The 11,734-nt window shown below is 68.3% G+C and carries 14 protein-coding genes; 1 reads left to right on the plus strand and 13 read right to left on the minus strand.

Translation table 11 applies throughout. The annotated features are described in order from the left end of the window. Positions 1-9: 9 nt before the first annotated feature. The 10 genes from VGP60_RS11510 to VGP60_RS11555 are packed head-to-tail and all read right to left on the minus strand — an operon-like array spanning position 10 to position 8,356. Positions 10-273, minus strand: coding sequence for a UBP-type zinc finger domain-containing protein (locus VGP60_RS11510; protein WP_327547931.1), 264 nt, complete (start codon positions 271-273; stop codon positions 10-12). Beyond that, the gene (locus tag VGP60_RS11515; RefSeq protein WP_327547932.1) at positions 270-701 is read right to left on the minus strand and encodes a hypothetical protein; all 432 of its coding nucleotides are present in this window, start codon (positions 699-701) and stop codon (positions 270-272) included. Before VGP60_RS11515 ends, VGP60_RS11510 begins: the two co-directional genes overlap by 4 nt. Then, positions 698-1,156, minus strand: coding sequence for a thioredoxin (gene trxA, locus VGP60_RS11520; protein WP_327547933.1), 459 nt, complete (start codon positions 1,154-1,156; stop codon positions 698-700). Before trxA ends, VGP60_RS11515 begins: the two co-directional genes overlap by 4 nt. Beyond that, complete coding sequence (gene clpB, locus VGP60_RS11525; protein ID WP_327547934.1) at positions 1,153-3,780, minus strand: ATP-dependent chaperone ClpB; 2,628 nt, start codon at positions 3,778-3,780, stop codon at positions 1,153-1,155. Before clpB ends, trxA begins: the two co-directional genes overlap by 4 nt. Continuing rightward, complete coding sequence (locus VGP60_RS11530; protein ID WP_327547935.1) at positions 3,771-4,067, minus strand: chaperone modulator CbpM; 297 nt, start codon at positions 4,065-4,067, stop codon at positions 3,771-3,773. Before VGP60_RS11530 ends, clpB begins: the two co-directional genes overlap by 10 nt. Further along, positions 4,067-4,966, minus strand: a complete 900-nt coding sequence (locus VGP60_RS11535; RefSeq protein ID WP_327547936.1) for a J domain-containing protein — start codon at positions 4,964-4,966, stop codon at positions 4,067-4,069. Before VGP60_RS11535 ends, VGP60_RS11530 begins: the two co-directional genes overlap by 1 nt. Positions 4,967-4,972: 6 nt before the next feature. Further along, a complete protein-coding gene (locus VGP60_RS11540; protein WP_327547937.1) occupies positions 4,973-5,524 on the minus strand; it encodes a nucleotide exchange factor GrpE in 552 nt (183 codons plus the stop codon). 8 nt (positions 5,525-5,532) lie between these two features. Further along, a complete protein-coding gene (gene dnaK / locus VGP60_RS11545; protein ID WP_327547938.1) occupies positions 5,533-7,392 on the minus strand; it encodes a molecular chaperone DnaK in 1,860 nt (619 codons plus the stop codon). Next, complete coding sequence (locus tag VGP60_RS11550; RefSeq protein WP_327547939.1) at positions 7,392-7,895, minus strand: general stress protein; 504 nt, start codon at positions 7,893-7,895, stop codon at positions 7,392-7,394. The genes dnaK and VGP60_RS11550 overlap by 1 nt, the downstream gene beginning before the upstream one ends. Positions 7,896-7,903: 8 nt before the next feature. Continuing rightward, positions 7,904-8,356, minus strand: a complete 453-nt coding sequence (locus VGP60_RS11555; protein WP_327547940.1) for an Hsp20/alpha crystallin family protein — start codon at positions 8,354-8,356, stop codon at positions 7,904-7,906. Positions 8,357-8,637: 281 nt separating this feature from the next. Between VGP60_RS11555 and VGP60_RS11560 the strand changes: the two genes are divergently transcribed. After that, positions 8,638-10,338: a PucR family transcriptional regulator gene (locus VGP60_RS11560; RefSeq protein WP_327547941.1), complete on the plus strand. Its 1,701-nt coding sequence runs from the start codon at positions 8,638-8,640 to the stop codon at positions 10,336-10,338. A 212-nt stretch (positions 10,339-10,550) separates the two neighbouring features. Here VGP60_RS11560 and VGP60_RS11565 read toward each other — a convergent pair whose 3' ends face one another. The 3 genes from VGP60_RS11565 to VGP60_RS11575 form a co-directional block, all read right to left on the minus strand. Then, a complete protein-coding gene (locus VGP60_RS11565) occupies positions 10,551-10,772 on the minus strand; it encodes a hypothetical protein (protein WP_327547942.1) in 222 nt (73 codons plus the stop codon). A 139-nt stretch (positions 10,773-10,911) separates the two neighbouring features. Continuing rightward, on the minus strand, positions 10,912-11,358 hold the full coding sequence (locus tag VGP60_RS11570) for a nitroreductase family deazaflavin-dependent oxidoreductase (RefSeq protein ID WP_327547943.1): 447 nt from the start codon (positions 11,356-11,358) through the stop codon (positions 10,912-10,914). Between the two features lie 59 nt (positions 11,359-11,417). Beyond that, on the minus strand, positions 11,418-11,660 hold the full coding sequence (locus VGP60_RS11575; protein ID WP_327547944.1) for a hypothetical protein: 243 nt from the start codon (positions 11,658-11,660) through the stop codon (positions 11,418-11,420). Between the last annotated feature and the right edge of the window lie 74 nt (positions 11,661-11,734).

Raw genomic sequence — 11,734 nt, forward strand, 5'->3', positions numbered from 1 at the left:
CCGGGGCCGTCACAGGTAGGCCTGATCGACGTAACACCAGCGCCAGTTCTCGCCCGGTTCGAACGAGCGCACGACCGGATGGCCGATGTCGAACGCGTGCGCACGCGCGTGCTTCATCGGTGACGAGTCGCAGCAGCCGACGTGCCCGCAGGTCAGGCACAGCCGGAGGTGCAGCCACGGTGTCCCGGTGGCGAGGCACTCCTCGCAGCCGTACGGGGTTCGCGGCACGACGTCGCGCACGAACGCCAGATGGCGGTCGGTCACGCCGATCATGACCGTCCCTCCGTCCCGGTGGAACCGTCGAGCACGAGGGCCAGCCCGATCCCGAACAGCCAGACGTCCTTCGCGAGGGTGAGTCCTTGCTCGGTCGGCCGGACGCTGCCCTCCTTCCGCATGCCCGGCGTCTTCAGGTACAGGCCGAGCAGTCCGGCCGAGAACGCGGTCAGCCCGATCCCGGCGATCGCGGCCGGCACGAACGGGATCAGCAGCGCCATACCGGTGGCGATCTCACCCGCCGCCAGCGCTTTGGCGAACAGTGACGGATCCAGCTTGCCGAGCGCCGGGTAGGTGCCGGCGGCGAACCCGTGCATCTGTTCGGCGGCGTCCTTGTCAGCGCCGACCTTGCCGAATCCCGAATTGAGCAAGAAGGCGCCGGCGGTCACCCTCAGCGGGAGCTGCCGGAGCAGTGTTTTCGTGGTCATGTCCCGACCTCCTGAGTAGTGCTGTGCGACGGCGCGAGCGCCTGATCGAGCCAGTCGCGCAGCACGTTCGCGGGCGCCGCGCCCGATTGACGCGCGATCACCTCGCCGTCGCGCAGCACCATCAGCGTGGGCACGGCCTGAACCCCGAACCGTTGCGACAGCCGGGGCGCCTTGTCGATGTCGACCTTGACGAGCTTGACCTTCCCGGCCCGCTCCCGCGCGAGCTGGGCGAGCACGGGGCTGACCATCCGGCACGGCCCGCACCACGTGGCCCACAGGTCGACAAGCACCGGCATCGTCGCCTTCTCCGCTACTTCGCCGAAATCGTCGTCCCCGGCGTCGACGACCCAAGGCAGCGGCTCGTGGCAGTTCCCGCATTTCGGCTTGCCCATGGCGGCCACCGGCAGCCGGTTGGTGTGCCCGCAGTGTTCACAGACGACGGTGGTGGTCTTCATGCCACGGACCTGCTTTCTCCGCCGGTGTAGGTAACGGTCAGTTCGCCGTGCTCGGCATCCACGGTGATCACGAGCCCAGGGGTCAGTTCCCCGCGCAGCAGGGCCCGGCCGATCCTGGTCTCGACCTCGTGGGAGATGTACCGGCGCAGCGGCCGGGCGCCGTAGACCGGGTCGAACCCGCGTTCCGCGATGAGGCGCCGGGCGTCGTCGGTGAGTTCGACGGTGATGCCCTGCTCGGCGAGGCGGTCGCGCAGTTGCCCGAACTGCAACTCGACGATCCGCTCGATCTCCGGCAGCCCGAGCGGGGTGAACAGGATGATGTCGTCGACGCGGTTGAGGAACTCCGGGCGGAAGTGGTGGCGCAGTTCGGCGAGGACGGCGTCGCGCGCGTCCGGTTTGATCTCGCCGGCGGAGACACCGTCGAGCAGGTGCTGTGAACCGATGTTGGAGGTCATGATGATCACCGTGTTGCGGAAATCGACGGTCCGGCCCTGGGCGTCGGTGATTCGGCCGTCGTCGAGTACCTGCAGCAAGGTGTTGAAGACGTCCGGGTGTGCCTTCTCGATCTCGTCGAACAGCACGACCGAGTAGGGCTTGCGCCGCACCGCTTCGGTGAGCTGCCCGCCCTCGTCGTAACCGACGTATCCGGGTGGCGCGCCGAGCAGCCGACTGACCGTGTGGCGTTCCTGGTACTCGCTCATGTCCAGCCGGATCATGTTCTCCTCGCTGTCGAACAGAGCGGCGGCAAGGGTTTTCGCGAGTTCGGTCTTCCCGACGCCGGTCGGTCCCAGGAAGATGAACGACCCGATCGGCTTGCGGGGATCGCGGATGCCCGAACGTGCGCGGATGATCGCGTCGGCGACCAGCTGGACGGCCTCGGACTGCCCGACGACCCGCTCGTGCAGGATCTCGTCGAGCCGCAGGAGTTTCTCTCGTTCGCCCTCCCGCAGGCGGGCGACCGGGATGTGGGTCCAGGCAGCGACGATCTCGGCGATCTCGTCCTCGGTGACGACTTCGTGCAGCAGCCGTGCTTCCCCTTGTTTGGTGGCGAGTTGCGCCTCCTCGGCGGCCAGCCTGCGCTCGAGTTCCCGGATTTCGCCGTAGCGCAGTTCGGCGGCACGGTTGAGGTCGTAGTTCCGCTCGGCCTCCTCGGCTTCGTGGCGCAGCCGTTCCAGCTCCGAACGCAGGTCCTGCACCCGCCGGATCGCCTGTCGTTCGGCCTCCCACTGGGCCATCTTGGCGTCGGCTTCGCCCCGCAGATCCGCGAGCTCCTTGCGCAGATCGTCCAATCTGGACTTGCTGGCGGCGTCGGTTTCCTTCGACAGTGCGGCGTCCTCGATCTCCAGCCGGGTGACCCGCCGGGTGAGTTCGTCGAGTTCGGCGGGCATGGAGTCGATCTCGGTACGGAGCCGCGCGCAAGCCTCGTCGACCAGGTCGATGGCTTTGTCCGGCAGGAACCGGTCGGTGATGTAGCGGTGGGACAGTGTCGCGGCGGCGACCAGCGCGCCGTCCTGGATCTTGACGCCGTGAAACACTTCGAGCCGTTCGCGCAGTCCTCGCAGGATCGAGATGGTGTCCTCGAGAGTCGGTTCGTCGACCACGATCGGCTGGAACCTGCGCTCCAGCGCGGCGTCGGACTCGATGTGCTTGCGGTACTCGTCGAGGGTCGTCGCGCCGATCATGTGGAGTTCGCCGCGCGCCAGCATGGGTTTGAGCATGTTGCCCGCGTCCATCGCCCCTTCCGTGGCACCGGCTCCGACGACGGTGTGGAGCTCGTCGACGAACAGGAGGATGCGCCCTTCCTCGGCCTTGACCTCGGCGAGCACCGCCTTGAGCCGCTCCTCGAATTCACCACGGTATTTCGCCCCGGCGATGAGCGCGCCCATGTCGAGGGAGAAGATCGTCTTGTCCCGCAGGCCTTCCGGCACGTCGCCGCGCACGATCCGCTGGGCGAGTCCTTCGACGATCGCGGTCTTGCCGACCCCGGGGTCACCGATGAGGACGGGATTGTTCTTGGTTTTCCGCGACAAGATCTGGACCACCCGCCGGATCTCGGCGTCCCGGCCGATCACCGGGTCGAGCTTGCCCGACCGCGCGTCGGTGACGAGGTCACGGCCGTACTTCTCCAGCGCCTCGTAGGCGCCTTCGGGGCTGGCGGAGGTGACCCGCTGGTTGCCGCGGATCTTGGTCAACGCGGTCAGGAAAGATTCCCGCGTCACGCCGAACTCGGCGAGCCGCCGCCCGGCCGCGCTGTTCGAACCCTCGTCGGCGAGGGCCAGGATCAGATGCTCGACGGAGACATAGGAGTCCTTCAGGCGGGTGGCCTCTCGCTCAGCCGCGTCCAGCAGACCGGCGAGCCGACGGGTCACGACCACCTGACCGGGGTTGACGCCGGGGCCGGTCACCCGGGGACGGCGCGCGAGTTCCGCCTCGACGGTGGCGCGCAGCCCCGGGACGTCCGCGCCTGCCTGCTCCAGCAGCCGTGGCACCAGGCCGTCGGGCTGGACGAGCAGGGCGAGCAGCAGGTGCTCACCGTCGGTCTCGGCGTGGCCGAGGCGCTGGGCCTCGCTCTGCGCCTGCTGTAGTGCTTCCTGCGATTTCTGGGTCAGCTTGCTCATGTCCATCGCCGTTGGCTCCTGACTTGGGCTTCGAGGACGTCGATGCGGTCGAGCAGGTCGAGCACCAGCCCGATCGCCGCGTAGTTCAAGGAAAGTCCGGAACGCAGCCGCTGAATCCGCGCGAGAATGGCCACAGTGGACGGTGTGAACCACAGTCGTCCGTCCGCGTCCGTGGTGCACTCCAGCAGGCTCAGTGCGGCGAACCGGCGGACCAGTTCGGGATGCAATCCACTTCGGACGGCCACTGTCTCGAGACTGAGCCGGACGGGACGGACCAGCAGGTACTCGGCCATCAGCTGCTCCTCGGGTCGAAGTCGGAGACGGCGGCGAGTTCCTCGAAGAGCTCCCGTTCGCGTTTGCCCGGTTTCTTCGGCACCATCACGCGAACCTCCGCGTAGAGGTCGCCGGGTTTGCCCTTGGGGTTGGGCATCCCCTCGCCGCGCAACCGCAGCCGCCTGCCGGTCGACGAACCGGGCGTGACCCGCACCTTCACCTCGCCGCCGGGCGTGGTGACCGGGACGGTCGCGCCGAGCACGGCTTCCCAGGGCGACACCGGCAGATCGACGTGGATGTCGCGGCCGGACAGGCGGTAGCGCGGATGCGGCTTGACACGCACGACGAGGTAGAGGTCGCCGGGCGCGGCGTTCCCGGAGCCCGTCCCGCCCTGCCCGGCGAGCCGGATGCGCTGCCCGTCGAGCACACCCGGCGGGACGGTGACGTCGTAGCCGCGTTCAGCCGCCCCGGCCAGGGTCAGATGCCTGCGGCCACCGCGGTAGGCATCTTCCACGGTCAGCTCGAGTTCGGCCTGCTGATCCGCGCCCGGGACCGACCCGCCACGGCCCCGGAAGAAGCCACCGAGCAGGTCTTCGATGTCGATCCCTTCGAAGCCGCCACCGAAGCCCTGCCCTCCCTGGGCGTAACGGACCCGGCCGCCGCCACCCACGTGCGCCCGCTCGTCGAAGTCGTCGGGAACGCGCCGGAAGTCCGCGCCGAAACGGTCGTACTTCTTGCGCTGGTCCGGGTCGGACAGCACCTGGTACGCCTCACTGATCTCCTTGAAGCGCTCTTCGGCGCCCGGATCAGCGTTCACGTCCGGGTGGTACTCGCGGGCCAGTTTCCGGTACGCACGCTGGATTTCGTCGGCGCTCGCCGTGCGGGCGACCCCGAGAGCGTCGTAGAAATCGGTGGCCACCGGCCCTCACTCCCTTGGCTTGGCCACGGCCACGGCTGTCGGCCGCAGCTCGTGCCCGTCGGTTCCGTAACCCGGCCGCACGACGCGGGTCACGGTGTTCGGTTCGGCCCCCGGGTCGTCGACGACGGCAACGACCTCGTGGCGGCCGGGGTCGAACGGGACCCCGGTTTCGTCGTCGCGGGGGTAACCGAGCCCGGCGAGCAGTTGCACGGCCTGATCGCGGATCGCGAGCACGCCCCGCACGACGGCCGTCGGGTCGGCGTCGGCGTGCGCGAGCGCCAGTTCGAGGTTGTCGAGCACGGGCAGCCAAGCAGCCGCGACCCGCGCCCGTTCGGCCTCACGTGCCCGCCGCAACTCCGTGGCGTGGCGTTTGCGCAGGTTGTCGAGGTCGGCCAGGGCCCGCCTCCGGTGATCCTCGAGTTCGGCGATCCTCGCCTCCGGCGACTCCGGGGCCGACGGGTCCTGGGCCGACGGGTCCTGGGGGCGGGATCGTGCGTCGGCTCCGGCGGTCTCCGCGGAGGATTCGCCCTGCTCCGCAGCATTTTCTGTAGTGGCCATCGACTTCCTCACGCCCGGTCGAAGTCCGCGTCGATCACGTCGTCGTCCACCGCTTCCCGCGCGGCGCGGTCATCCCCGCCGCCGGGCCGCGGTGCGTTGAGTCCGGCCAGCATCTGCTGCAGCTCCGAGGTCAGCGGGCGCACCCTGTCCACGGACGCCTCCGACTTCACGGCCTCGCGAGCCTCCTCGACGAGCATTTCCGCCCGTGCTTTCTCGTGAGGTGGCGTGTCGTCGTTGAGCGCGCGTTCGACCCGGTACGCGATCGAGTCGAGCGTGTTGCGGGCGTCGACCTCCTCACGGAGCCGCCGGTCCTCGGACCGGTTGCGGTCGGCCTCGCTGACCATGCGATCGATCTCGCTCTGGTCGAGGTTGGAGCTCTCGCTGATCGTGATGCCCTGTTCGGCGCCGGTGTCCTTGTCCTTCGCGGTGACATTGACGATGCCGTTGGCGTCCACGTCGAAGGTGACCTCGATCTGCGGCTCGCCACGCGGCGCCGGGCGGATGTTGGTCAGCTGAAAGCGCCCGAGCACCCGGTTGTCGGCCGCCCGTTCCCGTTCTCCCTGCAGGACCACGACGTCGACCGCCGGCTGGTTGTCGTCGGCGGTCGAGAACACCTCGGTCCGGCGCGCCGGGATCGTCGTGTTGCGCTCGATGATCTTCGTCATCACGCCGCCGCGGGTCTCGACGCCCAGCGACAGCGGGGTGACGTCGAGCAGCAGCACGTCTTTGACGTCGCCCTTGAGCACGCCCGCCTGGACGGCCGCGCCGAGCGCGACGACCTCGTCCGGGTTGACGCCCATGTGCGGCTCCTTGCCGCCGGTCAGCTTGCGGACCAGGCTCTGCACGGCCGGGATCCTGGTCGAGCCGCCGACCAGGATGACCTCGTCGATGTCGTTCGCGGTCACCTTCGCGTCGGCCATGGCCTGTTTGACCGGAGCAAGGCACCGCTCGACCAGGTCGGCGGTGACCTGCTCGAACACCGAGCGCATCAGGGTGGCCGTGAGGTGCTTGGGGCCGTCGGCGTCCGCCGTGATGAACGGCAGGCTCACGCTGGTCTGGCTGACCGAGCTGAGTTCGACCTTCGCCTTCTCCGCGGCTTCGAAGAGCCGTTGCAACGCTTGTGGATCGCTCCGCAGCTCGATGCCGTTTTCCGCCTTGAACTTGTCGGCCAGGTGGTCCACGATGCGGCGGTCGAAGTCGTCGCCACCCAGGTGGGTGTCACCGGCTGTCGACCGGACCTCGACCACTCCGTCGCCGACGTCGAGCAGGCTCACGTCGAAGGTGCCCCCACCGAGGTCGAACACCAGGACCGTCTCGTGGCCCTTCGAGTCGAGCCCGTAGGCCAGCGCGGCGGCGGTCGGTTCGTTGATGATCCGCAGGACTTCGAGCCCGGCGATCCTGCCCGCGTCCTTGGTGGCCTGACGCTGTGCGTCGTTGAAGTACGCGGGCACCGTGATGACGGCCTCGGTCACCCGCTCGCCGAGGTACTTCCCGGCGTCGTCCGCCAGCTTGCGCAGCACCTGCGCGCTGATCTCTTCCGGCGCGTAGAGCTTGTCGCGGACCTTGAACCGCACGACACCGCCGTCGCCCTCGACGACGTCGAAGCCGACGGCTTTGGCCTCGTCGGTGACTTCGTCGTACTTCCGGCCGATGAACCGCTTCGCCGAGTAGATGGTGCCTTTCGGGTTGAGGATCGCCTGCCTGCGGGCGAGCTGGCCGACCAGCCGCTCCCCACTGTCGGTGAACGCGACCACCGACGGCGTGGTCCGGGCTCCTTCGGAGTTGGCGATGACCGTGGGTTCACCGCCCTCCCAGACGGCGATCACCGAGTTGGTCGTACCGAGGTCGATACCGACGGCTTTCGCCATTACATACCTCCCGGCATCTGGGCGAGCAGGTTCCTGGCTTCGTCGGCCACCTGCTCGTCGGCCACCACTTCGTAACGGCTGGGCAGCATCACCCGCACCGAGGCGAAGTCACGACGGCCGCCCTGCAGCGCGTGCACGATCAGACCGAAGATCGCGCCGAGCACCGCGCCGAAGACGAGGCCGTACAGGACGATGGTCAGGGTGGCCAGCAACGGCGTGAACCAGTTGAACAGCCCGAACAGCCAGCCGATCAGTACCCCGGCGAAGGCGCCGGAACCTGCTCCGCGCAACGCGGCGCCGCCGTAGTTCAGCCGCCCGATGATCTGCTCGACCATCTGCACGTCCGAGCCGATGATGGCGACCCGCTGGACCGGGAACCCCGAGTCCGACAGGTGGTCGACCGCACGCTCGGCGTCGCTGTAGTTGCTGAAGACACCGATCGAGCGACGCTGGTTCGCGCTGGACTGGGGTGTCGGCGCGGTGGCGCCCGGCTGCGTGGTCATCGATCCTCCTAGGCGTTGGCCGGTTCGGTGGAACCGGTCTCGATCGTGCGGGAGCCGGCTTTGTGGCTGTCGATTTCGACCTTGCGGGGCTTGCTGGCTTCGGCGACGGGGATGGTGAGCATCAGCACGCCGTGCGCGAAGTCCGCGGAAAGCCGTGCGGTGTCGAGGTTGTCGCCGAGGAAGAACTGCCGGCTGAACTCGCCCTGCGGCCGTTCGTCGACCAGAAGTTCGTCGCCCTCGCGGCGCAAGGGGCTGCGGCGGGCCCGCACGGTGACCACATTCCGTTCCACGGTCACGTCGACATCGGCAGGGTCCACTCCTGGCAGGTCCAGTCCGACCACGAACTCGTCGTCGCGGCGGAAGGCCTCCATGGGCATCGCTCGGGGACCGCGGCTGCCGGCGAGCGCCTGGTCGGTCAGCCGCTCAAGATCGCGAAACGGGTCGAAACGCATCAGTGTCATAATCTTGCCTCATCTCTCCCCAGGGATTTCGGCCGCGAAAAATCCCACGGTCGTCAGCGAACTCCGCGACCCGGTTTCCCTTGCCAGGCCTGCTTTCCGCACGTGGCGGTGCGGTCCGGCGCCACCGTGAAGCGTGTCCTTGCAGCTCTCACCCTGGCAAGAACACCCATGGCGGCGCGTGCCCCTGGGAGGCCGAAATTCACGCGAACGATCGACCCGGCAGGCCAGGTCAGGCGCGTAAGGTCTTAGGCGACCTTTACGGCGAGAGGACGGATGGCCCCGTGGCGGCGGCATTCGCGCACGACGACACGGTCGCGCACGATGACACGGTCAGGCCGGACAGCTGGTGGAGAGCCCAGCTGTCGAATCTGTATGGGCTTTTCGTCATTTCCATGATGATGTTCGACAGCCGCGAAGCCGACGCCATCCTCCGGCTCGCCACCACCTCGGTGCCGTCGTTGAGCGGCTGCGAGGTGGAGGCGGTGTACCTGGTCGTCGACGGGCGGCTGACCCGCCGTCCCTTCGGAGGTGCGCCGAACGCCGAGCTCGACGCGCAAGTCGAGCTGCTCGGCGGCACCAGCGGCCTGATCGTCCTGCCCGACAACGCCTGGCACTGGGGCTTCGCGCTGCGCGGGCTGAGCGGAACGACCGGCTGCCTGGTGGTGCGAGCGCCGATGGATCCGTCGAGCGACGAGTTCTTCCTGCTCAAGGTGCTCGGGCAGCAGACGGCCGGCGCGTTGGCGAATGCCTCGCTGCACCGCAGGGAACGGGAGCAGTCCCTCGAACTTCAGGAACTCAACTCGGAGCTGTCCGCCTCGGTCGCCCGGCTCAAGCAGCAGACGCAGGTGCACGACGTGCTCAGCTCCATCTCGGCGACCGGCGCCGGCGAGTCGGGGATCGCGCACGCGTTGCACCAGCTGACCGCGTTGCCGGTCGCGATCGAGGACCGGTTCGGCAACCTGCGTGCCTGGGACGGGCCGGGCAAGCCCGACCCGTACCCGAAGCTCAGTGTCCACCGGCGCGAGGAAATACTGAAACGGGCTTCGGTGACCCCACACCCGATCCGGGAGAGGGACCGGGTGATCTCCCTGATCAAGCCACGACACGAAGTGCTCGGTGTGCTCGCGCTCGTAGACCCGGGCAAGACCGCCGGCCAGCACGAGATGTTCGCGCTGGAGTACGGGACCACCGTGCTGGCGCTCGAACTGTCCCACCAGCGCAACCTCGCCGAGGTCGAGCTCCGCCTGCATCAGGACCTGGTCGACGACCTGCTCACCGGCACCGATGACGAAAGCGCCTACGCCCGCGCCGACGCGATCGGGCACGACCTGGTCGGCCCGCACCACGTGGTGGTGGTGAGGTGGCGCGGGCAGCAGACGGACGGTGTCGTCGCCGAGGCCGCCGGCCGGGCCGTGGCCTCGTTGGACCTGAGCTCGTTGATCTCGCGGCGCTCGGGAGCGGTCGTGCTCCTGGTCCACGGACGTCCGGACTGGAACGCGCTGTACCGCGCGCTCTCCGACGGACTGGACGGCGCCGTCGGCGCGGTCGGCGTCGGCAGCCAGTGCGACAAGCCTGGCGACATGCCGAGATCGTATTCGGAAGCACTGCGGGCGCTCGACATCCGGAGCAACTCGCGGACCCCCGACGGGGTGACCGCGTTCGAACAGCTGGGGGTCTACCGGGTCCTGGACACCGGGAAGAGCCACGAAGAGATCCAGGCGTTCGTGCGGGAATGGCTCGGCCGGCTCTTGGACTACGACGAGCACAAGAACTCTGACCTGGTCAGAACCCTGTCCCAGTACCTCGAATGCGGCGGCAGCTACGACGAGACCGCGTCCGCGCTGACGATCCACCGGAGCACGTTGCGCTACCGGCTGGGCCGGATCCGGGAGATCACCGATCTCGATCTCAACGATGTCGACAGCAAGCTCAACCTGCATCTGGCCACCAGGGCTTGGCAGGTGCTGCGAGGGGCGGAGTGAAGGGCGGCGGCAGTGGCAGACAGCTCCAGTGACGCCCAGGTCACGACGCTGGGCGGCAGCCCGTTATCACCGTGGGCGACCACCTTTGCATGTTCTTTTTGGGGGAACCGTTCCCTGAACGCCGGTCGCGATCTTCCCCGCCGCGGAACCAACGCCGATGAGGTGCCGGTGCGCGCGCCGCGGGCATTCCGCACGTATCGTCGACAGCGGACTTACCAGCCCTCGGCGGGCGCCGGAACCGGATCGATCTGACCGGCGACAACAGCGTCAAACTCCAGACGCACCAGGAACAACCCTTCGCCCCCGAGCGACTGGTCGACGTGCTCGACCAGCCTCGCGACGAGCAGGCGGTGATCGACTCCGGCCGAGTCACCCCCATGTTCCGCACGGCCATGGCGGTGCCCGGCGACCCTTTCGCCCTGCCTGCGGACCACGCCAAGGATGGCTGATGGGCAACTGTCTTCCCCGAAAACCAGCGCTCATCGGCGATACACCACGTTGACGCAGCCCGGTCCGCATCCACCCAGCGCCGCCGCTGATGCAGAGTCCGGTGCTCGCTCCGACGCGTCCTGGTCAGTCCTGCGGAGTGAGCAGGACGATCGGGATTCCGCGGTCGGTCTTCTGTGCGTACTCGTCGTACAGCGGGAAGATGCGCGCCATCTCGAGCCACAGGGGCTCACGTTCGGCCGGGGACGCGACCCGGGCGCGAGCGGTGAACCGACGGCCGCCGACCTGCACCCCGACGCTCGGGTCCGCCTGGAGGTTCTTGAACCACGCCGGATCCTCGTCGGCACCACCTTTGGAGGCGACGACGACGAAGTCCTCGCCCGCGGTGCCGTAGATCAGGCACGTGCGACGCGCAATGCCGGTCCTGCGTCCGGTCGTGGCGAGCACGAGCGTGTAGACGCCGTTCGATTCGTATCCCTCGGTGCCACCCGAGGCCAGATACTTACGAGTCTGCTCAGCGACCCAGTCCCACTGCGAGTCGGTGGCGTGGTCAAGGTCATCGGCGACAGCCATGATGGACGGTCCTTTCTGGAACGGAAGTCTGGTACGGAACGTGCTGACTGCGATCTACTTCAGTTGAGCTCTTCGACCGGCCCGATGATGATGCCGTCGGGGCCGCGGACGTAGCAGTACCGGCAGTACTGCTCGTACTGCGCTATCTCGCCCACGAGTTCGGCGCCATGCGCGCGCAGGCGGCCCTCGATGTCCTGGACGGCCTGATCCTCGAGCTCGAGGCCGAGCTCGAGGAAGAACGCGGTAGCAGCCGCGAAGTCGTCGACAACGACGCCGACGTTCTCCCTCTGCTGGATCGTCACCATTCCTCCCGTGTCACGTGGCCAGTCGTGGCCGCTCGTGCCCCTGGGACGGAGCTGACGCACTATTCTCGACA

Origin of the sequence: Amycolatopsis sp., from assembly GCF_036008905.1 — a bacterium.
Taxonomy (GTDB): Bacteria; Actinomycetota; Actinomycetes; order Mycobacteriales; family Pseudonocardiaceae; genus Amycolatopsis.